The organism is Paenibacillus sp. Y930 (assembly GCF_056786375.1).
The window spans coordinates 28,709-54,829 of sequence record NZ_JBXCIX010000011.1 but is presented as its reverse complement, the minus strand read 5'-3'; the positions used below and the strand labels follow the sequence as shown (position 1 = coordinate 54,829).

General features: G+C 41.6%; 25 protein-coding genes. 1 reads left to right on the top strand and 24 read right to left on the bottom strand.

Annotated elements, in window-relative coordinates:
• Nucleotides 1-23: 23 nt before the first annotated feature.
• The 15 genes from pabA to spoIIE all read right to left on the bottom strand — a co-directional run bounded on the left by pabA (nt 24) and on the right by spoIIE (nt 18,901).
• Nucleotides 24-599 carry an aminodeoxychorismate/anthranilate synthase component II gene (gene pabA, locus AC1TO5_RS20100; RefSeq protein WP_482064630.1) on the bottom strand — a complete coding sequence of 192 codons (576 nt, stop codon included), beginning with the start codon at nt 597-599 and terminating at the stop codon, nt 24-26.
• A gap of 121 nt (nt 600-720) precedes the next feature.
• A complete protein-coding gene (locus AC1TO5_RS20095) occupies nt 721-2,298 on the bottom strand; it encodes an anthranilate synthase component I family protein (protein ID WP_482064629.1) in 1,578 nt (525 codons plus the stop codon).
• Nucleotides 2,299-2,490: 192 nt separating this feature from the next.
• On the bottom strand, nt 2,491-3,429 hold the full coding sequence (cysK, locus tag AC1TO5_RS20090; RefSeq protein ID WP_482064628.1) for a cysteine synthase A: 939 nt from the start codon (nt 3,427-3,429) through the stop codon (nt 2,491-2,493).
• Nucleotides 3,430-3,547: 118 nt separating this feature from the next.
• Nucleotides 3,548-4,498 carry a peptidylprolyl isomerase gene (locus AC1TO5_RS20085; RefSeq protein WP_482064627.1) on the bottom strand — a complete coding sequence of 317 codons (951 nt, stop codon included), beginning with the start codon at nt 4,496-4,498 and terminating at the stop codon, nt 3,548-3,550.
• 16 nt (nt 4,499-4,514) lie between these two features.
• Nucleotides 4,515-5,405 carry an Hsp33 family molecular chaperone HslO gene (gene hslO / locus AC1TO5_RS20080; protein ID WP_482064626.1) on the bottom strand — a complete coding sequence of 297 codons (891 nt, stop codon included), beginning with the start codon at nt 5,403-5,405 and terminating at the stop codon, nt 4,515-4,517.
• A gap of 2 nt (nt 5,406-5,407) precedes the next feature.
• On the bottom strand, nt 5,408-6,178 hold the full coding sequence (locus tag AC1TO5_RS20075; RefSeq protein WP_482064625.1) for a type III pantothenate kinase: 771 nt from the start codon (nt 6,176-6,178) through the stop codon (nt 5,408-5,410).
• Nucleotides 6,175-7,059: a carboxylating nicotinate-nucleotide diphosphorylase gene (gene nadC / locus AC1TO5_RS20070; RefSeq protein WP_482064624.1), complete on the bottom strand. Its 885-nt coding sequence runs from the start codon at nt 7,057-7,059 to the stop codon at nt 6,175-6,177. Before nadC ends, AC1TO5_RS20075 begins: the two co-directional genes overlap by 4 nt.
• Nucleotides 7,052-8,665 (bottom strand): L-aspartate oxidase, encoded by a 1,614-nt coding sequence (gene nadB / locus AC1TO5_RS20065; RefSeq protein WP_482064623.1) that lies wholly within the window; start codon nt 8,663-8,665, stop codon nt 7,052-7,054. The genes nadC and nadB overlap by 8 nt, the downstream gene beginning before the upstream one ends.
• A 230-nt stretch (nt 8,666-8,895) precedes the next feature.
• The gene (gene nadA, locus AC1TO5_RS20060; RefSeq protein WP_482064622.1) at nt 8,896-9,834 is read right to left on the bottom strand and encodes a quinolinate synthase NadA; all 939 of its coding nucleotides are present in this window, start codon (nt 9,832-9,834) and stop codon (nt 8,896-8,898) included.
• A 322-nt stretch (nt 9,835-10,156) separates the two neighbouring features.
• Nucleotides 10,157-12,166, bottom strand: a complete 2,010-nt coding sequence (ftsH, locus tag AC1TO5_RS20055) for an ATP-dependent zinc metalloprotease FtsH (RefSeq protein ID WP_482064621.1) — start codon at nt 12,164-12,166, stop codon at nt 10,157-10,159.
• A 93-nt stretch (nt 12,167-12,259) separates the two neighbouring features.
• Complete coding sequence (gene hpt, locus AC1TO5_RS20050; RefSeq protein ID WP_482064620.1) at nt 12,260-12,796, bottom strand: hypoxanthine phosphoribosyltransferase; 537 nt, start codon at nt 12,794-12,796, stop codon at nt 12,260-12,262.
• Nucleotides 12,797-12,858: 62 nt separating this feature from the next.
• Nucleotides 12,859-14,292: a tRNA lysidine(34) synthetase TilS gene (tilS, locus tag AC1TO5_RS20045; protein ID WP_482064619.1), complete on the bottom strand. Its 1,434-nt coding sequence runs from the start codon at nt 14,290-14,292 to the stop codon at nt 12,859-12,861.
• Between the two features lie 79 nt (nt 14,293-14,371).
• Complete coding sequence (locus AC1TO5_RS20040; protein WP_482064618.1) at nt 14,372-15,310, bottom strand: protein kinase domain-containing protein; 939 nt, start codon at nt 15,308-15,310, stop codon at nt 14,372-14,374.
• Nucleotides 15,294-16,022, bottom strand: a complete 729-nt coding sequence (locus AC1TO5_RS20035; protein ID WP_482064617.1) for a vWA domain-containing protein — start codon at nt 16,020-16,022, stop codon at nt 15,294-15,296. The genes AC1TO5_RS20040 and AC1TO5_RS20035 overlap by 17 nt, the downstream gene beginning before the upstream one ends.
• Before the next feature lie 395 nt (nt 16,023-16,417).
• Complete coding sequence (gene spoIIE / locus AC1TO5_RS20030) at nt 16,418-18,901, bottom strand: stage II sporulation protein E (protein WP_482064616.1); 2,484 nt, start codon at nt 18,899-18,901, stop codon at nt 16,418-16,420.
• 176 nt (nt 18,902-19,077) lie between these two features.
• Between spoIIE and AC1TO5_RS20025 the strand changes: the two genes are divergently transcribed.
• Entirely contained in the window at nt 19,078-19,242 is a 165-nt protein-coding gene (locus tag AC1TO5_RS20025; protein WP_482064615.1) for a hypothetical protein, read from the top strand.
• Between the two features lie 102 nt (nt 19,243-19,344).
• On the opposite strand, the gene AC1TO5_RS20020 is transcribed toward AC1TO5_RS20025, so the two are convergent.
• The 9 genes from AC1TO5_RS20020 to spoVT form a co-directional block, all read right to left on the bottom strand.
• The gene (locus AC1TO5_RS20020) at nt 19,345-19,884 is read right to left on the bottom strand and encodes a S1 domain-containing RNA-binding protein (protein ID WP_482064614.1); all 540 of its coding nucleotides are present in this window, start codon (nt 19,882-19,884) and stop codon (nt 19,345-19,347) included.
• A gap of 124 nt (nt 19,885-20,008) precedes the next feature.
• Entirely contained in the window at nt 20,009-20,317 is a 309-nt protein-coding gene (locus AC1TO5_RS20015; protein WP_482064613.1) for an FtsB family cell division protein, read from the bottom strand.
• A gap of 3 nt (nt 20,318-20,320) precedes the next feature.
• Nucleotides 20,321-20,932, bottom strand: coding sequence for a spore cortex biosynthesis protein YabQ (gene yabQ / locus AC1TO5_RS20010; protein ID WP_482064612.1), 612 nt, complete (start codon nt 20,930-20,932; stop codon nt 20,321-20,323).
• Complete coding sequence (yabP, locus tag AC1TO5_RS20005) at nt 20,929-21,213, bottom strand: sporulation protein YabP (protein ID WP_482064611.1); 285 nt, start codon at nt 21,211-21,213, stop codon at nt 20,929-20,931. Before yabP ends, yabQ begins: the two co-directional genes overlap by 4 nt.
• A gap of 126 nt (nt 21,214-21,339) precedes the next feature.
• Entirely contained in the window at nt 21,340-21,621 is a 282-nt protein-coding gene (locus tag AC1TO5_RS20000; RefSeq protein WP_482064610.1) for an RNA-binding S4 domain-containing protein, read from the bottom strand.
• 3 nt (nt 21,622-21,624) lie between these two features.
• Nucleotides 21,625-21,897 carry an HU family DNA-binding protein gene (locus AC1TO5_RS19995; protein WP_482064609.1) on the bottom strand — a complete coding sequence of 91 codons (273 nt, stop codon included), beginning with the start codon at nt 21,895-21,897 and terminating at the stop codon, nt 21,625-21,627.
• A gap of 181 nt (nt 21,898-22,078) precedes the next feature.
• Entirely contained in the window at nt 22,079-23,581 is a 1,503-nt protein-coding gene (gene yabN, locus AC1TO5_RS19990) for a bifunctional methyltransferase/pyrophosphohydrolase YabN (protein WP_482064608.1), read from the bottom strand.
• 33 nt (nt 23,582-23,614) lie between these two features.
• A complete protein-coding gene (locus AC1TO5_RS19985; protein WP_482064607.1) occupies nt 23,615-25,186 on the bottom strand; it encodes a putative polysaccharide biosynthesis protein in 1,572 nt (523 codons plus the stop codon).
• A gap of 125 nt (nt 25,187-25,311) precedes the next feature.
• Nucleotides 25,312-25,854, bottom strand: a complete 543-nt coding sequence (gene spoVT, locus AC1TO5_RS19980) for a stage V sporulation protein T (protein ID WP_482064606.1) — start codon at nt 25,852-25,854, stop codon at nt 25,312-25,314.
• Between the last annotated feature and the right edge of the window lie 267 nt (nt 25,855-26,121).

Below are 26,121 nucleotides of genomic sequence, written 5' to 3'. Positions count from 1 at the left end.
AATCTCCATAAGTGACCGAGTAACTATTTCGCTACGCTTAGCTTCAAAAAATTGCTAAGCATACGTAAGCCATGCTCAGTGATGATCGATTCTGGATGGAACTGTAGTCCTTCAATCGGATACTCCTTATGACGTAGCCCCATAATTTCTCCCGCTTCCGTCTCCGCAGTAATCTCAAGACAATCAGGCAATGACTCTCGGCGTACAATCAAGGAATGATATCTTGTTGCCGTAAATGGCGATGGTAGTCCATCGAATAATGATTTGCCATCATGAAGAATTTGCGAAGTTTTACCGTGCATCAATTGCTCCGCACGAACAACCTCACCGCCAAAAGCTTGACCGATCGATTGATGACCAAGGCATATTCCAATAATCGGGATAATTCCTTTAAATTGCTCAATAACCTCTAAGCTAATCCCCGCTTCATTCGGAGAACAAGGACCAGGAGAGATCATAATGTGATCAGGAGCTAACGCCTCGATGCCAGCCATATCAATCTCGTCATTACGTTTAACAATAATTTCCTGACCGAGCTCACCCAAATATTGCACCAAGTTGTAAGTAAATGAATCATAATTATCGATAACCAGAATCATAGTAATCCCTCCCACAATGTATAATGACAAACTAAAATCTATCAAGCACCAGCGAACTCATGGGCAACGCCCATATTCGCGGAAGAGTTACCATCAAGTGCTTCGAAGCTACGCATCGTGATCACGTCGGAAAATCCGAAAAAGATTCGGCGTATTGAATCGCCTTCCACAGAGCCTTAGCCTTACTCAACGACTCAACATATTCACGCTCAGGATCAGAGTCAATCACAATCCCTGCACCTGCTTGAATATGAACCTCATCTCGCTCAATAACCATGGTCCGAATAATAATATTGAACTCCATATCGCCATTATAATCAATCCAGCCCATTGAGCCTGTATACGGTCCACGTGTCACTGGCTCAAGCTCTTCAATAATTTCCATTGTGCGAATTTTCGGAGCGCCAGTTATCGTCCCGCCTGGAAATGTTGCTGCAATAACGTCAAAGCAATCTTTGCCGCTTGCCAGCTCACCTTCAATCTGTGATACCAAATGCATGACATGCGAATAGCGTTCGATAACCATAAGTTCTTCTACCTTGACTGTACCATAAGCAGAAACTCTACCTAGATCATTTCTTTCAAGATCAACGAGCATAATATGCTCAGCCTTTTCCTTCTCATTGTTCATTAGCTCTTCGGCGAATAATGCTTCTTCTTCCTCTGTACGACCTCTGCGACGTGTTCCTGCAATCGGGCGCGTTGCTAATTTGCCACCATATTGCTCCACTAGCAACTCTGGTGATGCTGATACAATTTGAAAATGAGGAGTTGTAATATAACCCATATATGGAGATGGATTAAACAATCTCAACCATTCATATAATTCTGCAGCGTTTGATTGCACCGCTCTACTTTGACGTTGTGACAAATTCACTTGAAACACATCGCCCTGTGCGATATAATCTTGAATTTTCTCTACTGCCTGGATAAATTCTTGCTTAGCAAATGGAGAATAGATTCCAGTAATACTCTCCACATCAATATGTAGACTTTGTTGCTCAATATGAGCAAGCCTCCGTTCACGCTCCGCCTCATCCTGTGCACGCTGCTGCTCACCTTCAAACCACGTTAGCCAATAATCCGCCATTCCTTCTGCATGTCCTGCAGCAGCTTCATACGTGTGAAGCAGTTCCGCTTCGCCCATTTCATCAGAAATAGGTCGATGTACAACACAGTAAACGCACCGTTCCTGATGGTCCAACACCCATACCTCATTCATCCGCATGAACAAGTAATCAGGAACTTCGATATCTCGCTTAGCTAGTCGAGGTAATTTTTCGATGCTACGAATAACGTCGTATCCCCAAAAGCCAACACATCCTCCGCTGAACTTTGGACCATTTGCAACATATGGACTTTTGTATGGCTTCATCCACTCACGAACAACCTCTAATGGTTTCCCACAAATTTCTTCCCAGTTTTGCGCCTGTTCATCAGGATTGTAATAAGAAATCGTACGAGCGATTTCATCTGTTCCATATATTAAACTTTCTGGCGAAATACCTAAGTACGTATAGCGACCTACTTTACCACTTTCTAATACAAATGCATGCGGGGAAGCATCTTGCCATACTCCACCCCAAGATGGTACATAGCTTTGCTGGGACCAATCTAACTCTACACGCTTTATATAAGGTAACATCGTATACTGCTTCTCTTTATGCCATTGTAACCATGTTTCCCATGAGGTTAGCATGCTAACTTCCTCCGTTCTAACTACTTTCGCCTAGTATACAAAAACCTACTCGAAAAATAAAGCATTTTGGATGATCATTCGCTATTCTACATATGCCGTTGGAGTTGTATTTTCGTAATATATGCAAAAAAGTAGAGGACTAGCCAAGCGTCATAACGCAAGGCAGCTCCTCTACTTACTTATTACTTACTATTAATTATCAAAGTTGAAAAGTGGAGTACTTAGGTAACGCTCACCATTACTTGGAATAATTGCTACTACACGTTTGCCAGTGCCAAGCTCTTTGGCAACTTGCAATGCAGCAGAAATTGCAGCACCAGAAGAAATTCCGCATAGAATACCTTCTTCTTTCGCAGCTCGACGAGCATGATCAAATGCATCCTCATTCTCAATTGTAATAATTTGATCGTAAATCTCACGATTCAAGATGTCTGGAATAAAGTTAGCACCAAGACCTTGAATTTTGTGAGGACCTGGACTACCACCAGAAAGGATTGGAGAGCCCGCAGGTTCAACTGCTACAATTTTGATTTTAGGGAATGCACCTTTAAGTGTTTCGCCTGCACCAGAAATTGTACCACCAGTACCGATACCAGCAACGAAGGCATCCAATTTACCGTCAAGAGAATTAATCGCTTCAATAATTTCAGGACCAGTTGTTTCGCGGTGAATTTTCACGTTTGCTTGGTTTTTGAATTGTTGCGGAATAAAGTACGTCGGGTTTTCAGCAGCAAGCTCTTCAGCTTTGCGAACTGCACCATTCATACCTTCAGAGCCAGGTGTTAGTACAAGACTTGCACCATACGCACGAAGTAGGTTACGACGCTCAATACTCATTGTTTCTGGCATTACAAAAATAGCGTTATAGCCTTTTGCAGCTGCAACAAGTGCTAGACCAATACCAGTATTACCGCTTGTTGGTTCAACGATTGTATCTCCTGGTTTAATACGACCTTCTGCTTCTGCAACTTCAATCATGCTAATTGCAATACGATCCTTTACACTTGCGCCTGGGTTTTGATACTCAAGTTTCACATATATTTCTGCACTACCTTCAGGGACCAAACGATTCAAACGCACCAGTGGTGTATCTCCGATAAGATCAGTTACGCTCTGTACAATTCTTGCCATAACAATGAACCCTCCTTATTCCGACTAGATTAGTTGGCTTTGATTATTATATTATCAATGAAGACCTTATCTTGTCAATAGGTTTTATCAAATAATGGAAACAACTTTGAACTACCCCTTATTTTTTAATTCCGCTTGCGTACTGATTCATTAACTGCTCTTGTACATCGATCAAAGATCCAACTTTTTGTAGAGCAACTTCGACCTTAGCTTTTTGTTGTCGCTGTTCTTTCGTTAGTCCTTCAGGTATGTTCCTTCCAGCTAAATACAATATCGCATAGCCGTCCGCTGTACGAATCGGACCAACGACATCACCTACTTGCATCTTCGAGGCTTCTTCCAGCACGCTTTGATCATAAAATGGATCATTGTATTCAATTTCACCTAAGTCTCCACCCATTTCAGCAGAGTAAATATCTATAGAGTATTGTGATGCCGTCGCGGCGAAATCAGCCCCTTGCGTAAGCTCATTAAGCACATAATTGGCATCACTATCGTTTTCAGTAAGAATCCAGCTTAGACGAAACTGCTGTTTTTGTTGAAATTGCTCTGGATGACTTTCGATATAAGCAGTAATTTCTGCTTCGCTAACCTCAATATCGGAGATCGCGATTTTGACTAGTAATTCATGGTCTTGAATACCTTCTATTACTCTTTTCTGTGAAAGCCCTAATTGCTCCTTCATCATCTGAAAATATTGTTCTTTGCTTTCATATCCGCTAGAAGCTTCACTAATCGCTGCTTCTAGCTCACTATGAGTAAGCATAATCCCTTTTGCCTGTGCAGCAAGCTCAATCGTTACATGCAGCAGTAATTGCTGCAGTGCTTGATCTCCGTATAGTTCTATCAACTCATCAATAAGCTGCTGCTTTGTTATATTTTTATCTGCTACCACGGCGACAATCTCATCGTCAATTCGATTTCTATCGTCTTCGATCATTGATCCTTCAAGTTCGGCTGATTTGCCCTGCAAGTTAGGCCATAGCTGCCAAATCGCAAAGCTAGCTAGAGCGAACATGCCTACCGCTTGAATAATAACTACAAGCTTCAATACATCATATTTTTTCATATTCTACTATCCTTACTTAAGACCTTGCTTCATCTCTAAGTTCCACTAGCTTCTCTTTGTTGAAATGATACTTTTCATTACAGAAATGACATACAAGCTCTGCCTCTCCAGTATCATCAATCATACTTTGTAGTTCGTCCGCGCCGACACTTAACAACGTTGCACTTACACGCTCCTCCGAGCATTTACATTGGAAATGCAAATCCATGATGTCATGAATGACGAAATCGTCTCCCACTAACGAGCGAATAATACCTTCAGGTGTTTCACCTTGTTCAAGCAAAGTTGTAACGGGGGGCAATGCCGCGATAGCATTCTCTAATCTCGTCAAATCTTCGTCTTTAAGTCCAGGTAGCACTTGGACAATCATCCCACCTGCATGAAGCACTGAATTGTCAGCATCTACTAATACACCTACTGAAACAGCGGAAGGCGTCTGCTCGGATACAGCAAAGTAATAAGTGAAGTCTTCACCAAGCTCCCCTGAAATAATAGGTATACTTCCACTATACGGCTCTTTCATTCCTAAATCTTTGGTTACATAAATAAATCCTGTTGTACCTACAGCACCTGCCACATCCAACTTGCCGCGCTCGTTGCTTGCATGATGTGCTTGTGGATAATCAACGTAGCCTCGAATTTCGCCATAAGTGTTCGCATCAACGACAACATTGCCGATTGGACCGTCGCCCTTTACTTGAATCGTAAGACGTTCCTCGCCCTTCAGCATAGCTCCCATCATCGCAGCAACTGCACTTGTTCTTCCTAACGCTGCTGTTGCCGTTGGATAGGTCTGATGACGCGTCTGCATTTCCTGTACAATATTAGTCAACCGTGTCGCAAATACACGTATCTTACCACCCCATGCCGTGCCGCGAACGAGAATGTCTTTCAATTGTTCTGTCATAACTATCCCTCCTGATTGCGTTCATAGATTAAACGTAATCCTTCAAGCGTTAGCATAGGATCAACGACTTCAATCGTTTCAGACTCAGCAAAAATCAATTCCGCTAATCCACCCGTTGCAATAACTTTAGGTGTTACATTAAATTCTTTTTTGATACGGTTAACAATACCGTCAACTTGTCCAACATAGCCAAAAATAATACCCGCTTGCATAGAGGTTACTGAATTTCGCCCTACAACGCTTTTCGGTTTCGTCAGCTCAATACGTGGTAATTTGGCTGCTCGCTGATACAATGCCTCTGTCGAAATTCCAATTCCTGGAGCAATCGCTCCACCAATATAGCTTGCCTCTTCATCAATATAATCAAACGTCGTTGCTGTTCCGAAATCAACAACGATCAATGGAGCGCCATACTTCTCTATCGCAGCAACAGAGTTAACGATACGGTCAGCACCCACCTCGCGTGGATTTTCATAGCGAATGTTAAGTCCTGTTTTCACACCAGGTCCGACAATAAGTGGTGTCTTCTTCATATACTTAGCACATAGCTGCTCCAGCAATCCCATTAATGGCGGAACAACCGACGATATGGCAACCCCATCAATCTGTTGCAAGCTTATGCCGGCATACTGAAACAAGTTATGAATCATAATTCCATACTCATCAACTGTTCCAGAACGGTTCGTACTAATACGCCAATGATGCAATAATTGTTTCCCTTTATATATACCAAGTACGATGTTTGTATTGCCGACATCTATAACTAAAATCACGCGATAGTTCCACCTTTCTTCTCATTCAAGTCTAGACTAATGTCTAAGGCTTGAAAAGAATACGTCAAACCACCAACAGATATGACATCAACACCCGATGCTGCCTTATCATATATCGTATCAAGTGTAATGTTACCAGAAGCCTCAACGATAACATGTGAAGAGCGCTCCTTAATATATACAACTGCTTCTTTCATCGCTGCAGCCGGCATATTGTCGAGCATAATAATATCAGCCCCGCAATGAATAGCTTCTTGAATTTGCTCCATCGATTCGGTCTCCACTTCAATTTTCATCGTATGCGGAATTTGCTGGCGTGCGGATGCAACAGCAGCTGTAATACTACCAGCTCCTTTAATATGATTATCTTTAATCATAACAGCATCATACAATCCAAAGCGATGGTTATAACCCCCACCTATACGTACCGCATATTTCTCAAGCATACGATGACCAGGTGTTGTTTTTCGTGTATCAACAAGTTTTGTCGGTAGTCCTTGCAACGCTTGCACAAAGCTATTCGTTTTCGTTGCGATCCCTGAAAGTCTTTGCATCAAGTTCAAAGCAAGTCGTTCTCCAGTAAGCAAGCTTCTCGTACTACCCTCAACTTCAATAATGACGGTGCCTTTATCAACAGAATCACCATCTTCAACTAACGCGTTAAATATTAATGATGTATCTACTACTTCAAATACAAGTCGAGCAATCGGAATACCTGCAATAATTCCTGGTTCTTTCATATGAATGACGGCTTTAGATATCGAGTTTACAGGTATTGTTGTCTCTGTTGTAATATCTCCACTACCTATATCCTCTGCTAACCAACTACGTATCAATTGCTTCAGTTCATAATCGTATCCGCCGTTTGTCCACTCAAACATTTGTGATCCACTCCTCAAATTGACCAGTTTCACGATTCAATACCGTATGCTTGCTCCAATGTTCATCATCACGATTCGGGAAATCCTCACGATAATGTCCACCGCGACTTTCTTCTCTGAAAAGTGCTGACTCCGTAACGAGTAACGCACAAGTTAACATATTCGCAAATTCGAACTCTTCACGCTCCGTAAGTTCTGTATTGAAAATAGTAACTTGTCGCATTAATTCATCTAATCCCTTTTGCAGCCCTTCGCGATTACGTTTCAAACCAGCATAACGCACCATAATTTTCTGTAGCTTCAAGCGGCGTTCCACAACAGGCTGGATCGCATGGATATGACGATCACCAGTGAAACTCGTATTCGGCACCCCTGTAAGTGGTGACAATAACGCTATACGGTCGACAATACGTCTACCGAAAACAATAGCTTCGGAAAGAGAATTACTCGCCAATCTATTCGCACCATGTACGCCTGTTGATGAAACTTCGCCACAAGCAAACAAACGAGAAATATTAGTTTCTCCATTCAAGTCAGCTTCGACTCCGCCCATCATATAGTGCATGGCAGGGGCAACAGGAATCCAATCGGTCGTTAAATCTAAACCATAGTCCAAACAATATTTATAGATCGTTGGGAAACGATGCTTAATTTTCTCTTCGGTTTCATGCGTAATATCAATATATACGAAAGTAGATTTACTCTCTTCCATCTCACTTACGATGGCACGAGCAACAACATCTCGCGGAGCAAGCTCTAATTGTTCATGATATTTGTCCATAAAACGTTCGCCTTTAATATTACGTAAATAGGCCCCCTCACCACGAACAGCTTCTGAAATTAAGAAGCGTGGCGCGCCAGGGTAACATAGCGATGTGGGATGGAATTGAATAAACTCCATATCACGTATATTAGCACCTGCACGATATGCCATAGCAACACCATCTGCCGTAGCAACTTCTGGATTCGTTGTATAGCGATAGAGTTGACCCGAACCGCCAGAGCATAGAACTGTAGCTTTGCCTCGTAAAAATAATCGCTCTCCATTGCTTTTCTGGACAATCGCTCCATAGCAAATACCTTTGTCTGTTACGAGATCAATAACGAAATGATTGTCCCATACATCAATATTAGCATTGGCAATTGCCTTCTCAGAAAGAGCACGTACAATTTCAAATCCTGTAGCATCTCCATTGGCATGCAAAATACGACGCTGACTATGAGCTCCCTCTTGTGTAAGGGCATATTCTCCATTTTCCACGTCGAATTGCGTGCCGAGCTTAATTAGATTTTCTACACCTTCTGGACCTTCATGAACGAGCACATCCACAGCACTATGATCACAAAGACCTGCACCTGCTACTATTGTGTCCTGCAAATGATATTCGGGTGAATCATCAGCTGATATAACCGCTGCAATGCCACCTTGCGCATAACGAGTATTGCTATCCAACAATGACTTTTTCGTAATCATCACAACAGATTGCCCTTTACTAGAACGAAGCGCCGTAAACAAACCGGCAATTCCTGCTCCGATTACAATCACATCAGTATCCACTACCGGCAAGCTCTGAATATCTATATCCACTAAATATCTTGGAATCATTGTTGTACCCTCCGAACTTCCTCTACGTGCACGTTCAGCTACTTCCAATCGAGGTTCAAAGAGCGGGCTTTCGAAAGCCGAGAAGAGGGAGCGCTACTTGAGGAAGGAGGACACTCCAGTGTACGTTATTGGTACACGAGTCCCACACTTCCCAAGTTCGCTTCCTATTCGACGTCGAATAACCTACGAAGCATACCCATCGTTATCAAAGTCCGCTTTTTAAACACCCTCTACTTTACAAGTAACATGCGCTCTAGTGATAAACGTGCCTGGTCAGCCACATGAGGCGGCACATAAATTTGAGGCTGCATCGTTTCCAGACATTTCACAAGCTTTTTCAAATTATTAACCTTCATGTTCGGACATACTAAATATTTTGAAGCGAAGTTGAATGTTTTATTGGGACTATCAAGACGTAATTGATAGCCTGTTCCATCTTCTGTACCTACAATAAACTCTTGGCATGGTGATTCTTTACAATATTTCAAAATGGCTGTTGTACTTCCTACAAAGTCTCCAAGCGCTACTACTTCTGGACGACATTCAGGATGTACAACAAATTGTGCATTAGGATATTTCGCTTTCATTTCTTCTACATCTTTGACGGTTAGCATATCATGCGTATTGCAATAGCCTTCCCAAATAATCATTTTTTTGTCTGTATTTTGTTGAACATAATGACCAAGGTTTTTATCTGGCACCCAGATGACTTCGTCACCTTCTACAGAATTGACAACATTCAATGCATTGGCAGATGTACAACAAATGTCTGTTTCAGCTTTAATCTCAGCTGATGAGTTAATATATGTGACAACGGTCGCATTAGGATGCTGTGCCTTTAGCTTACGAAGACCATCAACATTAACCATATCCGCCATCGGACAACCTGCTCGTTCATCAGGAATAATGACTGTTTTGTTAGGCGCAAGAATTTTTGCACTCTCGCCCATAAAGTGAACACCGCAAAATACAATAACTTCAGCATCAGTTTGAGCAGCTTTTTGAGCTAATAGAAACGAATCCCCACGAAAATCGGCAACCTCTTGAATTTCATCACGTTGATAATAATGTGCTAATATAATCGCATTTCTTTCTTTCTTCAGCTCCATAAGACGTTCACGCAATTGACGATTCTGTTCTTGTTTGCGTTCTAGCGCTAATGTTTCCACTCTAGATCCTCTCCTCTATGCACAATGGTTTTGTTACTATTTACAATAGCAATAACGACTTTGTGAATTCTTGCACTTACTCTACAAGTCGCTTCCTATACATTTAAAAAAAGTAATTAAAGATAAACGATTCAAGATTTAATTTACATGTGTTAACCCGTCATGTCAATGGAGTAAGCAGCAAATGTTCATCATTCCTTAACATTTAAATAATGGAAGGCTAATTTGTTCGCTTTAAAGCCCGTTAGTTTCAAATAAACAAAAAGACTGTCCTCTTCAACAACCTTACAGTTGAAGAGAACAGCCTTGCTATTTAATATGATTAGTCTTTTTTGTTATCATCATCTACCGGATTGTTCGGAATCGGGTCCTGCTCTGTTACAGACTCTTCATCTTCACGCGGTTGAATGCGAACTTTCACATCACCGATCTCATCGATAATTGGTGCTGCTTTCGATTCTACGATCGCTTCAGTTGAAGCACCGCCAGCAAACGGAGCTGGTAAGTGACCTGTTTCAAGCAATGACTTGATTTGCTCGATTTCCAACGTCTCAACATCAAGCAATGTCGTTGCAATAGCATGCATCTCTTTGCTCTTCTCGTTAAGAAGGTCTCTCGTACGGTTATAACATTCGTTAATAATCGCTTGCATTTCTTGGTCAATCTCATATGCGATCGCATCTGAGTAATTTTGTTCGTGACCAATGTCACGTCCTAAAAATACAGAACCTTGCTGCGAGCTACCGAACTGCATTGGTCCTAGTTTATCGCTCATACCATACTCCATAATCATGCTACGAACAATAGCTGTAGCTTGCTTGAAGTCACTGTATGCACCTGTACCAATTTCCCCAATGAAGATTTCCTCGGCAACACGACCTGCTAACAGACCACATACGCGATCTAGTAGCTCGTTCTTCGTTACAAGCATACGATCTTCTTTTGGCAGCATGATTACATATCCGCCAGCGCGTCCACGAGGAATGATCGTAACTTTGTGAACTTGATCTGCATGCTCTAGGTAGTAGCCAGCAATCGTGTGTCCAGCTTCATGATAAGCAACAATGCGCTTCTCACGATCACTAATAACACGACTCTTCTTCTCTGTACCTACGATAACACGATCAATCGCATCATCGATATCAACCATATTTATTTCCTTCTTATTACGACGAGCAGCAAGTAATGCTGCTTCATTCAGAAGGTTTTCAAGATCAGCACCACTGAATCCAGTTGTACGTTTCGCAATAGTAGCTAAATTTACTTCACTTGTAAGTGGCTTATTACGCGCATGTACCTTCAACACGTCTTCACGACCTCTAACGTCAGGACGATCTACCGTAATTTGACGGTCAAAACGACCTGGACGAAGTAACGCTGGATCCAAGATATCAGCACGGTTCGTTGCAGCGATAATAATAATACCTTCGTTAGCACCGAAACCATCCATTTCTACTAGCATCTGGTTCAACGTTTGTTCACGCTCATCATGACCACCGCCAAGACCAGCTCCACGTTGACGACCTACTGCATCGATCTCATCAATGAAGATAATACATGGTGCATTTTTCTTCGCATTCTCGAACAAGTCACGAACACGAGAAGCACCAACACCGACGAACATTTCCACGAAGTCAGAACCTGAAATACTAAAGAATGGTACGCCAGCTTCTCCAGCAACTGCTCTTGCCAGCAATGTTTTACCTGTACCTGGAGGTCCTACAAGAAGTACCCCTTTCGGAATACGAGCACCTACCAAGTTGAACTTACGAGGATCTTTCAAGAAATCAACCACTTCGATAAGTTCTTGTTTCTCTTCATCAGCTCCTGCAACATCTTCGAACGTAACTTTTTTCTTGTCTTCCGTATAAAGCTTGGCTTTGCTCTTACCAAAGTTCATAACTTTGCCGCCGCCACCTTGAGCTTGATTCATTAAGAAGAAGAACAATACGAAAATTAAGATGAACGGTATTAATGTTACTAAGAAGTTAGACCAGAAACTTGGTGTCTTCATCTTCGTGTATTCTAAGGAGAACCCAAATTCTTGACGAAGCTCTTCGAGCTGTCCTAACGAACTAACCCCAGCACGAGATGTAAAGCTTTGACTACTATCATCTGCTGGCACCTGTGTATACTTACCCGTCACTAAGTAGGATTGATCTTCATACCTCAAAACTAATTCTGCCACATTCCCTGATTCGATTGCTATAACAAGCTCATCGTATCTTAAAGGTTTGGAAGTATCACCTGTTTTACTAATGTAATTATAGATCCCTATCGTAACCAAAAAAATAATTAAATAATAACCTGTATTACGGATGAACCGTTTCATCCCCTACCTCCTCTCAGACGCTTCAATTATTTTAACATAGCATGTCTTTCGATAACAACGTATAGCTGTTATAGAGGACATACCTGGCCAGTCCTACGAATAGATTTCTGGCTTAAGGATGCCGATAAATGGCAAATTACGATACTTTTCAGCAAAGTCTAAGCCATAACCGACAACGAACTCGTCTGGTAATGTATATCCCTTATAATGGGGCTGAAGATCTACTGTACGTCGAGCAGGTTTGTCAAACAACGTTGCAACAGTAACTGATGCCGCATTGCGATGCTCTAATACATCGATCAAATAGCTTAAAGTAAGACCACTATCGATAATATCTTCTACAATGATCACGTCACGACCTTCAACGGAAACATCAAGGTCTTTAATAATTTTGACAACGCCTGATGAAATTGTAGATTGGCCATAGCTCGAGACGGCCATAAAATCGATTTCTAGTGGGATTTTGATCTCTTTCACAAGATCAGACATGAAAATAAATGCGCCTTTTAAGATACAAATAACGAGCGGATTGCGACCTGTAAAGTCCTTCGTTAATTGTTCACCAAGCTCTTTCACCTTTTGTGAAATTTGTTCCTCACTATATAGCACTTCTTGAATGTCGTTTAACAACTGAAATCCCCCTACACTTAACTATGTTATGTTTCTAAATCAAGTTCATTCCTATTCATCGATCAAGCTAAAAATTGGTTGCCTCTGTTGCATGTGATCACAATATAAGTATTCGTTTGCTCATTGACTAAGCTATAACTTGATCTACGCACACCAGGAAGCCAGATGATTTGATTCGAATGCTGGAGCAAGATTGGATAGGTATCACGTTCAGAAATAGCGATTTTTTCATCCACGAACATATCTTGCACTTTTTTCGTTCCATTTAACCCTATAACATTCATTCGGTCACCAGTTAATCGGGAACGAATGGTAAGTGGAAACGAAATCGTATCATAATCAAATACCGCTTCATATCTAGAAGCTGGATTCGGCAGTTGTGCATCGCCTTCGTAAAGCTTACATGAGATCAACCAATTACCGTATTGTACCATACAAGGTAGCTGTTGTTGTTCAATGATGAGTGGCTTAGCTTTTGTCGACTGGAAAAGCGAATAATTATTACTATGTACAAAGCGCAATATATCGTATTCGCGGACGCATACGATCCCTTCGCCAACATCGATACGATACGTGGATGTCGCAGTATTTCCTGCAGCCCATCGTATTCGCTCTATGCCCTCGAACGAAATGCTAGTTGCTTCTTGAGAAAGATAACTTAATATTAGTTTAATCAATCTTCTTTGTAAAGCGACGTGAGCGTCTAATAACACTTTGCAATTAATTATTATACTCTGATCTTGATGTTTCACATCTTCTACAAACATCTGATTGGCTTGTTGCTGCATCCAATCATCTTCAACTCCCGCTACGTCAGCCAGTCGTGCTAACGATTGTGTCAGCTTCGGATTAAAGGTTTCTAAGTAAGGAATAACATCTAGTCGAACTTTATTGCGGAAATAATCTCGTTGCTCATTACTACTGTCATTAACATATCGTATTTGCTGCTCGTGACAGTAAACAATCAAGTCATCCTTCCTCATACGAAGTAGAGGACGAATGAGTTCCACGTTTTTTTCAGAACGCTTCATAGCCATACCACTTAGCCCTGAAATACCTGTTCCTCGTAAAACATGCATAAGTACCGTCTCAGCTTGATCATCACCATGGTGGGCAAGTGCAATATAGTTGGCATTATGACGTTCACATACTTCATAGAGAAACGCATATCTTCGTTGTCGAGAGGCCGCTTGACTATTGCCTCTGTTTTCCTGCAAATAAAGTGGCATCTCTAGTTCTGTATATTCACATATAAGTGCTAATTGCTTGGCAGCCTGTCTAACTAGCTCATATTCTGCAGCAGACTCCTCGGGTCGAAACCCATGATTAACATGAGCAACGACCAACTGGAGCGAGTCACGCAATGCGATACTATGAAGGATATGTAGCAATGCCATCGAATCTGGCCCACCTGAAACGGCCACAACAATTGTACTATTAGGTTGCCATAATTGTTGATTCTTCGCTACATTCCAAGCTTCTTCAACCAATTCCATAACATGCACCTCCTTCTAACCTATGTTCAAAAATTGCAATATTAAGTAGCGAGAAGGCTCGTTCCGTTATCAAATCTAACTATTTCAGTAATCCACCGAGATCCAATAAAGCTATGGAAGCTACCGTACATAATGAAAGTACCGATATCGTAATGAGCACCTTCAGCCAACGCGGCGTTTTATTAGACTTCACAATAGCTTTCCGTCGATGTGCTAACATTCTCCAAGCTTCTGCAGCCTCTTCACCATCACGAAAATGTCCATGAAATGCCTTAAGTAACCAGCCTTCATAAGGCGCAAGCTGAGGAATCGTTTTGACAATTGCCATTAGCTCCTCAATTGACCGGTTTTGCGGTATTAACTCATTCGTAGCTAGGCTTAATTTACGTGGGGCAAACAATTGGACACAAAGGGTAGCAAATGAAAATAAATCGTAAGCTGGGTCAGCACAGCGAGTTCCGCTATTCCAATAGCCACGATCATATATTTCCGTAAACTGTTTCACACTCTTTCCTATTTTGGTTGCACCACCGTAATCAATCAACTCAACATGGCCGTATTCCGCAGCAATAATGTTTTCCACCTTCAAATCGCCAAAAATCCAGCCTGCTTGATGAAGTTGACCAAGACGACGTAGCATATTCAATGCTAGCAATGGAAACCACTCTTGCCCATTTTGCTCAATATAAGAAGGAATATCTAGCCCCTTTATATAGCGCATCGTATAGAAAGAATATTCTTTTCCGTCTGGCATAATGCAATCATCAACGTCTTTCAAGTAATTATCGTTAGCTGACGCATCACGCCCCGCTAACGCTTTAAGCGCATTGATTTCAGATTGTAGATCGATCGCATTGGCACCGATTTTCAAAGCATACCAGTTCCAATCTTTAGAGACTAGAAATACTTTACCATTAGCGCCCTCGCCAAGCAATCTTTCTACAAGATATTGTTGACCTTTCCACTTACCTACAAGAACATTTCCCTTTTTTAAGGGTAATTTAGATAGCGTCGTCACCCATTATCCCATCCATTTCTGTCCGGTCATATGGCGCTTTCGCTCTTTGCTCGGTATAAAATTCTATAACTTTCATAAGCGCGGGACCTGTTGGTGTTGTACCACTCATATGCAACTTCGGAAAAATCGATTGCATCCCTTTAAGATGCGTCGTCCATTGCAAATCAACAACACAATCCTCCTGATGCTTCGCACCTGGGAAGTGAAGCACTGCAATTTCACTTTTACCTTCTCTAGCTTGCAAGCTCAGCATAAGATCATAGATAGCTTCCTCTACAGATGCTAGCTTTGGACGCATGCTTGCACTCGCATCAATGAGTAATGCGACTTGCAACTCTGTTGTCTCTGTAAGCTCATCCATGACGCGCACGACCTCGCTGCGCTTCTCTGGCGCTAATGCCTCTATAGAGTGATTACCGAGTACATGCTGCAGCTCCTTCTGAACAGCCATTTGAATCGTTTGTACAACCGTTTTGCGTGTCATCATCTGGACAGTTTGCGCAAGCTCCTTCGTCTGGACAAGTCTACTTAATCCTCCACCTGCTCTAGCAATCTCATGAATTTCGGCCGAACCATACTCTCCCAATTCACCTTGATCCACTACTCCGATAACATTAACCGAGATTCCTTCGGATTTGGCGTGGGCCGCAGCGACAACAGGACTCATTCCAACATTAGAACAACCGTCTGTAATAAGTAATATTTGCTTCATCACTATACCTCCTCAAACTTTTCGTCCACGCTTCGTTATCTACTCGTGAAAAGCAGATCAGAAGCCTAGTCTTCGTATTCCAGACATAGATAAGACTATATAGCTCTATCTTTGCCAAAATGAGAGGAAGTTAACCCTAGCAAACTACTTATTTCTTGAATCTATTAATTATACTCCAGTTATTCAATAGAGTGCCAATTTTCAGAAAATGGCGATTTCTCATTCAGATAGTAGACAATAAAAAAGTTTTTTGAGAGATTGCTACTTAGCAAGAGCTCACAAAAAACTTTTTTGCTTGCTGATTGAACTTCCCTTTCCAAGTTCGCTTCATATACGATATCGAATACGCTACCAAGCCAATCATCGTTATCAAAGTCCGCTTTTTGAACCATCCCCTAAGAGACGACTTGCGCTCTTTCGATCTTCGCCACCCCCGGCCACTTAAACGTTGCCCATTCTGGGACATAACGATCCAATCTTGTAACAAGAACCGTCATATCATCAACAATCTCCCCATCATGGAATCTTACGACCGTCTCTAATAAAGAGTCGGCAATTTCCTGTGGATCATTACTCTTCAATTCTCCTATGACGCGCTTCATCCATAAGTCCTTATTAACCGCATATCCCGGTGCATCATAAATACCATCGCTCATCATAATTAATACATCGCCTGGTAATAATGGCATATGAATAAAGTCGACATCAATATCTTGAATAATTCCGACGGGTAAATTATTGGCACATATCGGAATAACTTCCTGCCCTCGCTTAATAAAGCTTGGTGTAGAGCCAATTTTCAAGAACGTTGTGTCTGCTGAATAGAGGTCGATAATCGCAAGGTCAACCGTTGCATATGTCTCATCAGGAGAACGTAGCAACAATATTGTATTAACCGATTTAACAGCTAGCTGCTCATTCATTCCTGATTGCAATAGTTGCTGAAGAATAGATAGCGCAGCACTGCTTTCTTGCCTTGCCCGTTCCCCATTCCCCATTCCATCACTAATCGCTACAGCAAACTTCCCACTATCTAGCTCGACGATACTAAAGCTATCCCCCGATAACAGATCGCCACCTTTTGCTACCCCTGCTACACCAATTTCCACTTCGTATTGTTTTGCCGATGCAAACATTGCTCGTTTCAGCTCACTATGCTGTGACCATGATGATTCACTACGGACGGTAATATTTTCCCCTAATATATCACTAAGTAATGGCGCAATAATTTTTCTGCACTCCTCGAAACCACCATCAAAGCTATGCTGTACCTCGATTTCCACATTACCGAGCTCTAAGCTAATAATGTCGATGCTCTGAATGGATAAACCTAACCCTTCTAGCGCCTCTTTAATTTGCTCCTCCTGTACATGCAGCGTTTGACCTTCTCGTTTAATTTCCAGCGATAGATCCTCCATTACTTGTGAGACTCCTAATAATTGATCGGCAACAAGTCCCTTCAGCTCATGAATTTGTCGTTGCCATTTATAATTGAGATTATACAGTTCATACTGATGCTTCATCGCAGTTAGCACTTCATCTACACGACTGCAATGTGCTTTCCATGCGCGTGGGATATCTTTTTGCAATCCCCCTTGCCTTGCCTCGATACTCGTCATCATCTCATTCATCATTTTTTTTGTTGGAAATAATTTATCACCCCAGCATGATTTTTGCTTATGGCAATTATGGCAGCTCTGCATCGCAACGGCATCGATAAACTGCACCACTTTTTCTTCTTGACTTACTGCTTGTCCACTTACGTAATTCGGATAGAAGCTATTCGATAATTGTTTGAACATATCTGAAAAATGGAATACTCGTGCTGCCGTAGCATTACGAATATGTTTCGCATACTCGTAATGTGATTTATTATTTTCTAGCGAACCAGGTATATACCGCGATATCGCATTCGTTATTCCTTTAGGTGTTAACAAAAACAGTAAAGTAGCAAATGCTGATTCCCATACCGATGTGAATATTTCACCCTGCCCACCAACGTATACCGTTAGAATAGAAGTACCAAGCAATAGTCCGAATGCAGACCCTAGCTTTCCACCTTCACGTAGTAAGCCCGCTAACAAACCTGCGAATGAAAGCACACCGATTTGTAGCACCGCGCTAAAATTAGCAAGACTGATAATTAAACCTGCGATTACTCCTACCGTCGCACCTAGTGGTGCACCGCCTACAATAGCGAAGATGAGCAACATATAACGAGATAGCACATGTTCTACTGAAACCCCTTCCACAACCCAACCTACGGTGCCAGTCATAGCACAAGCGAGTAGGATCATGACACAAATAATTTCTTCATGCTTCAATTTTGCTGATTTACGTGAAAAAGTAATGACTGGGATGGCATGAATGAACACTAACGTCAAAATAAAGGCAAGGGTAGCTTCGACAATCACCATTGTGAGATTATACCAATCTAAAGAATTTCCAATAGAAGTATGGAATAGCTGTACGAGCAATACCCCTATGAAAACAACAAGCGGCACTTTAGAAATGGCAACTCGTTCATAAGCCTGTAATCCACGAAATAGTAAATATACAACGAGAATTTCTAATGCAATCCATAAAGGTGCTGGTGTAACGGCGAACAAACTGCCTAGTACCGTTATAATACCTGTCATAAGTGCCAAATCTTTACGAATAAAATAGATGACTGCAAAATAAGCTACTGCAAATGACATTAACGAATCTAGAATGACTGCTCTACCTAACAAAAATGCGAGCCCGATCAGTAAAATATCCCACTTCCTACTAGACACTGCCTCATAACTTTTGTTTATCCACTTCACCTGCAACAATTTCTCACCAACACGAGCTTGCCCTTCGTTCAACGGGGCAAATATTGAATTACCCTTCTTCATACCGTCGCACCACCATCCGAATGTTAATGTGTTCCTCATTATAGATGGTTGTCTCAACAGATTTTGTCACTTGAAGGAAGATGGTCAAAAGTTTTTTCCGACAAAACTAACGACGCTCGCATCACTTGTCGGAAGTCGTTCAACCTCAATCATAGCAACAGATGAGCATGCTGCCTATGAACAAGATCGTTGCAGTACATCGGTCTTATTGTGTCGGCAACCTCAAACAATATTTGACGAATCAACTAGAGTTACCGTTTCAGATGAAGAATGTTGACCGAAAGTTTCTGTTCTATACGTTAATACGACAAGCAAATTCGATGCCGATTACGCTTCGTTAGCATAATCATCGTTATCAAAGTCTGCTTTTTGAACTTCCTCTAAAGGAAAAACAAAAAAGCAGAGCCATAGTGGCCCTGCTTGTATCAACATAGGAATCGTAACTAGTCTCGTTTTGCTCCGCGACCGCCACGTTTACCTTCAGTATTCTTTTTCAAAGATGAAATGCGCTCTTCACTATCTTTTAAGAACTTAGACATTTTATCCTCGAACGTCACTTTACCAAAGCTTGGCTTACCAAAGCCTGGTTTGCCGCCACCTTGCTTATTGAATGGACGACCGCCTCTTTCAAAGTTTCCGCCGCCACCACTGCCGCCGCTGCTACTACCACCGCGATTAAATCTCTCTCCGCTTTGTCCTCCAGATGAATGTCGTTCTCGAGAAGGTGGAGCTTGCTCTCCTGCTGGACGATCAACAGCTTGTTTGATTGAAAGACCGATCTTACCATCTTTGTCCACATTAATAACTTTAACTGTAACGACATCTTCGATCTTCAAATGATCTTTAACATCCTTGACATAGTTATCAGCGATTTCGGAAATATGAACTAGCCCAGTGACTCCTCCGGATAAATCAACAAATGCTCCGAAATTAGTAATACCCGTCACTTTTCCTTCTAATTTGGCGCCCACTTCAATTGCCATAAAATAAAATGTTCCTCTCTTAAAGTAATATAAAGTCAATCTTACGTACGATCAACAGTTACGCATAAAATTGCTCATATCGTGATTATAACCGAATCGACGAATTAAGGTCAACAGACAGGCATCATGGTTGCTCACTAAATATTTGCTGTTCGCCTTCTTTTACCATTCCTTGCTCCTTTGTTGCAAGTTGAGCCATGTACTCTGGATCATTGAGCAGCTTGACTTGTGTTGCTAGAGAATCAAGCTCTTGCGAGATTGAATCACGATTACTTTCGAGGGACATTAGCTTCTCTTGGATCGCATCATGTTGATTGGACTGATTCAGAAATGTGTAACCTGCCCAGGCTAAGAAAATTGCAGCAAGCACAAACAAGATCTTAAATCTTCGCTTTGCCCCACTAAATGATTGTTTTGATTTTGTTTGTGCCATTTGCTACTTCCTCCTTAACCATGACTGCGACTTTTGCTTCACAAAGTTCCACATTTTCGCTAGCTTAGTTGATATATTCGATTTTTCCCAATACGGGTTGAGCCACCTACCCAGCGGCTTTGTAATGGGAGAAAGTATCCATAATGTCAGTTTTATGAACGGACGTAGTAATTGTAGCACAAATTTTCCAATTCCAATAGTGATCTTAGAACCAAGTTTCATAATAAAAAGTAGTATTGCCCATATAAAAAGAATGGGTTTTATTACTATAAAGTGGAAAATGTTCATTATTAATTGTATACACCATTTCACAGCGTTAATCAACCATAGCGTTATTTTTGTTGTTGCTTTACTGAATAACCAGTAATAAACGACAACGCCGATAGCTAGTCCAACAAATACATATGCACGCACCTCGCCATTATTGCTTACATATAGCATTCGAAAGACGATCATTGCCGATGCAATCCAATATAATAGATCAAGCAATGATAATGACCAGCGCGGAAATTTAAACTCTGAGGAAACGACTCGATAACCATCGAAGATTATTCCCATCCCAACACCAGACATTAACATTGTGCCTAACGTTAACCATTGTATACTTAAGCTCATCGAAACAACTTACCGAATACGCCTTTACTCTTGCCAGCGTTTTTGCCATCAGAATAGGCGAGTGAGTATACCATACCCTCTATTGTAACTAAGCCCTGTTCTAGACTTAAATGCTTCATATGCAGATTATGCCCCGTAATTGTAAGCATTCCGAGTTCCGTATCTAGCAAAAACAGCTCACTATCGAAGCTCTCCACCTTAGTTACTCCTGTGAGCTCTAATAGCTTCCGATTCATTAGCTTTACATCCTGCTGTTTTTGCTTTTTCGGTTGTTCCATCATAGACTCGTCCTCCACTTCTATTCATTTCTTATAGTGTATGGAGGGCATTCTAACTTTAGAACTATTAACTATACAAAAGAGAGTAGTATCGCTCACTTTCGTGAATGATACTACTCTCTATGATGTCTATTCCCAATCCAGAAGATTCTCTTTTGGGCGTGCTTCTTCTTTCACCAAAGTATAAAGCTCCGTGGCTTCGTCTTTTCGCGTTGTTTCAGCAATACGATCTATGCGAACCGTTACGATCTTCTGACCATATTGGATTTGCAATTCATCGCCTACTTTAACGGCACTACTAGGCTTAGCTTCACGGCCGTTGATCCAAATCCGTCCCTGTTCTGACACATCCTTGGCAACGGTACGTCGCTTAATTAGTCTTGATACTTTGAGAAATTTATCTAAGCGCATAGACTACTTGATAGCTTCTTTCAGTTTGTTACCAGCTTTAAAAGCGGGAACAGTAGTTTCAGGGATGTTAATGTCAGCACCCGTTTGAGGGTTACGACCAACACGTCCAGAACGTTTACGAGTTTCAAAAGTACCAAAACCAATAAGTTGTACTTTATCTCCACCAGCAAGCGCTTCTGTTACTTCAGCAAGAAAACCGTTAAGTACTGTTTCTACATCACGTTTCGTTAAACCATTTTTTTCTGCAATGTTATTAATTAGATCTGTTTTGTTCATTTCTTATATTCCTCCTGAAAAATATATGTTTAATTTAAGGCTAACGCCATTTAGTGAGATTACAGCGATATGCATTTGAATCTCACGAAGATTATTAATTCAACTAAAGTTTACAAAATCCTTCTTATTCCTATTAAATTATTTACAAGATTTGCTGAATAAGCAAAGTTTATGACGACTTTTAGAATTTTACAATCCCTTTGGCTTCCTCCCACCATCGATCCATCTCTACTAAATCAGTATCGTCAAAGCTTTTATCATTTATACGAAGCTGCTCTTCAATATATTGAAATCTAGCTTTGAACTTCATATTTGTCCGGGCAAGTGATGCTTCCGGATCCGCATGAATGAATCTAGCAACATTCACAACTGCAAATAGCAGATCACCTAATTCTTCTGCTTGCTTATCCTGCTCACCTGATGCAATAACTTCCTTCAACTCGGCAATTTCCTCTTCGATTTTGGCAAGTACAGGACCAATCTCGTCCCAATCAAAACCAACTTTAGATGCTTTTTTCTGAATCTTATAAGCAGTTAGAATAGCAGGTAGGTCTTTCGGAATACCATCCAGCTTAGATGGCCGTTGATCTATAATTCCATTAGCACGTTGTTCTTCAGCTTTCATCTTCTCCCAGCTGACTAGCGCTTCCTCTGAGCTTTGAGCAGAGTCTTCACCAAATACATGCGGATGACGATAAATTAATTTCTCATTCAACGTCTGAAGCACATCGTAGATGGAAAAGCTGCCTAGCTCCTCCTCCATCTGACTGTGCAGCATTAATTGCAATAGTACATCACCGAACTCCTCCTGCATTCCCTCAGGATCATCGGCATCAATTGCCTCCAACGCTTCGTACAGCTCCTCAATGAAATTTTTGCGAATCGATTGATGAGTCTGTTCTTGATCCCATGGACAACCTTCTGGACTACGTAGAATCGTAACAATTTCATGCAAGCGGTCGAAGCTGCGATTCCGCACGGCCTCATCGGTCGCACGCGGCACATAGATGATCGATAGGTTGTGATAGCCATCTATTCGATCTAATTCATAGACAGGCACGGAGATGAGCTCCTGCTCGCCCGCTACGCCTAGTGCATGCCCAACAATAACCTCATAGTCATCTGGATACCGCTCCATCAATGCCAGCTTTACATCAGATGCCGTATACTTATCATAAACTTGCCCGATTAGTGTATGCAATTGCGGTTGCAATAACGATGGCTGCAGTTCGGCCGCATCAAGTAATGCAAATCCTTCGATAGGATCGAATCTAAGTGCTGTGAACGCTGCATCCAAAAAACTTTCACCGCCACGAATATGTAAGGCTATTCCTTCCGCTTCACAACGCGTAATGAGCTGCTGAACGGTGCTTTCCGCGACCATAGGATGTCCAGGCACCGCATAGACGATATGAGCCTCTTCGCCCGCTTCTGCAATAGCCTGAACGCTCTGCAGCAATGTTTGAACGATTTCTGCATATACCTCTGGAAAATTACTATGCGCCTCGTAAATGCTATCAAAGCTTATATAAGCAATATGCTCATCGTGTAACAGCTTCATCATCGGATGATGTTCGGTTCTAACATAAAGCTGACTTGCCTCTTTAATCTGTTTCCATATTCCTAATGTAATCTGTTCCTCACTACCTGAACCTAGTCCAACGACAGTAATTGATTTCATCATTTGCTACTCACTCCTTCACTTTCATCTGAACAATCAATCGCGATTATTCAACAATTTCAACTCCGTTTTAGTTATACCTTTACATACTAGAAGTATGAGACCGAATACAATCGACCCAACTACTACCGACAATAGTGACTCTAACGTAGAGTAAAGACGTATATTCCAGCCTAGCGGCCATAGATAACGAACAAGCTCACTGACGATGTTAATCGATAGAATCATCAGTACAAGCGCTAGTAGCGTTACAGCAAGCACTCGTAGCGCCTCTAGCCAGCTATATGCCCTGCGATGCACAACTGCATCTATATGTTTCGTTGCCCGTCGCAGTACTAATGCACCGATTATTGCGGGAATAAATAGGGCAATATTGCCAGACAATGCCGCACCCTCAATACCCCAAATTGGCACAAATACATAGTTCAACAGCGCTTTACTTCCAGCTGCAATAAGCAACAAGTAAAGTGGTAGCTTTCTTACTCCTGCAGCCTGTAGTAATGGGGCTTGTACAGCTAACATACTGCTTGCTAATGTCGTCCAACTTAGAATACGGAAGGTCATCAGACTTTCCGTATTCTTATATAGCATAATATTTAACGGCGTAGCGAGCAGACATAGACCAACTGCTGCCGCTGCTCCGATCATCCATGCGAGTCGATGAACGAGTAATAATCTTTCCCCATAAAGTGCTATTTTACCTCGCTTCACCCAATTAGGAATAAAGCCTGCGGCAAATGCACCAAGCAACATCGAAACTAATTGAATAAGCGGCTGTATACGGCTGTATCGACCAAATTCCGCCATTACGAATGAAACCTGTTCACCTGCTCCCAGCATAAAGCGAGGAATACTTATTGCATCAACAACAGCTACCATCGGCACAACTATAGCCGCCAGCGCGGTCGGTAAAGCCATTCGGAATAATAATTTACCTTCTGTCGCAATAAGCTTCCGTTCTACCCGCACGATCTTGTCACCTTTTTGATACAACAAAAACCATAACAGTGCTGCGATAGCTCCGACAACTGAACCGAACATCACGCCAGCCGCAAGCTTACTATCTGACCAATTGTAGCTAAGTCCAATCCAAAGCAGTAACAGCATACACGCTACTCGAACGCATTGCTCAATCAATTGCGAGATAGAAGATGCTTTAGCATCATCTTTTCCTTGATAGTACCCTCGATATACTGCTAGTAAAGGAGTAAACAATAGCGCAAGCGCTAAAATCCGAATAGATGTTATAACCTCATCATTACCAATAAGATTAGCGAGCCAAGGCGCAGCTAACAATCCGATTATACAGCTCAATACTGCTGCCCCACTAATGACAACTAATGCTATAGTCAAAGTATTATGCTGCTCTTTTTCATTTTTTTGCGCGACATAAAAGGCCAGCGCCGTTGGAATTCCGGCAATCGCTAATGCCATCATTAGCTGGTAAATAGGATATACAATATTATAAATACCAAATGCCGCATCTCCCGCTAGATTTTGCAGCGGTATCTTTTGCAATACACCAATGAGCTTCGTAGCAAATGTTGCCGATGTTAACCATAGCGCACCATAACCACTTAGCTTCAGCCACTTTGTTCTAAGACTCAATGTTTCATGTTCACCCGATTCTATTGTGGTTTGTACCATCACACCATTATAGGTGAAAAAAGCTTCCTCTGCCAGAATTGTTATCTGGATGAGGAAGCTTGTATGTTTCACGTGAAAACTGTCGATTATTGTTCCATTTGCTTCGCTAGAAATGCCGCTGCAGTTTCGGCCATTTTCTGTTCTAGATTACCAATCTTAACGTTATCTTCCTTAGTAAGCATAACAACCGTACCGATGGGATCTCCGCCTGCAATAATCGGTGCAATGATGTAGGAGCTGTAAGTATCTGGCTGATCTTTAACAATTTCATAACTTCCACTATTTGTTTCTAGATGTGTCTTGCGATTATCCATACAATCCTCTAACGTTTGTCCAATAGATCTATCGAGCATTTCTTTTTTTGATGCTCCTGCAACAGTAATAATCGTATCTCGGTCGGAAATAAGTGTAATATGTCCAATACTTTCGAATAACGATTCCGCATACTCCTTAGCAAAGTCACCTAGTTCCCCGATAGGAGAGTATTTCTTAAGTATAACTTCACCATCACGGTCAACAAATATCTCTAATGGATCGCCTTCACGAATTCTTAATGTGCGACGAATTTCTTTCGGTATTACAACACGACCCAAATCGTCAATACGACGAACAATGCCTGTAGCTTTCATTACGCAAGACCTCTCTTTCAAACAGATCAAAATAGTTTGCATTCATTACTTCTATAAAGAACTCCAATAACATAAGGCGCAGCCAAAAATTGAATCTGACCATAGTATTCATCCATAACTAGCATCTTATACATAACAATGACATCATTTCTCAATAATAATGGAATTGCTTATCGCACTGTATTATGATCTATAACCGAAATCCCGGTTCCATTCCTGCACACAAAAAGCTCATCTACGTCTAATATGGACGTAGATGAGCTTTTT

Coding starts and splice junctions, on each gene's coding strand:
- hslO (WP_482064626.1), bottom strand. CDS start 5,405: ATGACAGAACAATTGAAAGACATTCTCGTTCGCGGCACGGCATGGGGT.
- AC1TO5_RS20085 (WP_482064627.1), bottom strand. CDS start 4,498: ATGAAAAAATATGATGTATTGAAGCTTGTAGTTATTATTCAAGCGGTA.
- nadC (WP_482064624.1), bottom strand. CDS start 7,059: ATGTTTGAGTGGACAAACGGCGGATACGATTATGAACTGAAGCAATTG.
- AC1TO5_RS20035 (WP_482064617.1), bottom strand. CDS start 16,022: ATGAAGCAAATATTACTTATTACAGACGGTTGTTCTAATGTTGGAATG.
- yabQ (WP_482064612.1), bottom strand. CDS start 20,932: ATGAGCTTAAGTATACAATGGTTAACGTTAGGCACAATGTTAATGTCT.
- cysK (WP_482064628.1), bottom strand. CDS start 3,429: ATGGCAAGAATTGTACAGAGCGTAACTGATCTTATCGGAGATACACCA.
- AC1TO5_RS20025 (WP_482064615.1), top strand. CDS start 19,078: ATGAACAAGATCGTTGCAGTACATCGGTCTTATTGTGTCGGCAACCTC.
- spoVT (WP_482064606.1), bottom strand. CDS start 25,854: ATGAAAGCTACAGGCATTGTTCGTCGTATTGACGATTTGGGTCGTGTT.
- nadB (WP_482064623.1), bottom strand. CDS start 8,665: ATGATTCCAAGATATTTAGTGGATATAGATATTCAGAGCTTGCCGGTA.
- AC1TO5_RS20000 (WP_482064610.1), bottom strand. CDS start 21,621: ATGCGCTTAGATAAATTTCTCAAAGTATCAAGACTAATTAAGCGACGT.
- tilS (WP_482064619.1), bottom strand. CDS start 14,292: ATGGAATTGGTTGAAGAAGCTTGGAATGTAGCGAAGAATCAACAATTA.
- spoIIE (WP_482064616.1), bottom strand. CDS start 18,901: ATGAAGAAGGGTAATTCAATATTTGCCCCGTTGAACGAAGGGCAAGCT.
- AC1TO5_RS20020 (WP_482064614.1), bottom strand. CDS start 19,884: ATGGCAATTGAAGTGGGCGCCAAATTAGAAGGAAAAGTGACGGGTATT.
- AC1TO5_RS19995 (WP_482064609.1), bottom strand. CDS start 21,897: ATGAACAAAACAGATCTAATTAATAACATTGCAGAAAAAAATGGTTTA.
- yabN (WP_482064608.1), bottom strand. CDS start 23,581: ATGATGAAATCAATTACTGTCGTTGGACTAGGTTCAGGTAGTGAGGAA.
- pabA (WP_482064630.1), bottom strand. CDS start 599: ATGATTCTGGTTATCGATAATTATGATTCATTTACTTACAACTTGGTG.
- AC1TO5_RS20095 (WP_482064629.1), bottom strand. CDS start 2,298: ATGCTAACCTCATGGGAAACATGGTTACAATGGCATAAAGAGAAGCAG.
- yabP (WP_482064611.1), bottom strand. CDS start 21,213: ATGATGGAACAACCGAAAAAGCAAAAACAGCAGGATGTAAAGCTAATG.
- ftsH (WP_482064621.1), bottom strand. CDS start 12,166: ATGAAACGGTTCATCCGTAATACAGGTTATTATTTAATTATTTTTTTG.
- AC1TO5_RS20015 (WP_482064613.1), bottom strand. CDS start 20,317: ATGGCACAAACAAAATCAAAACAATCATTTAGTGGGGCAAAGCGAAGA.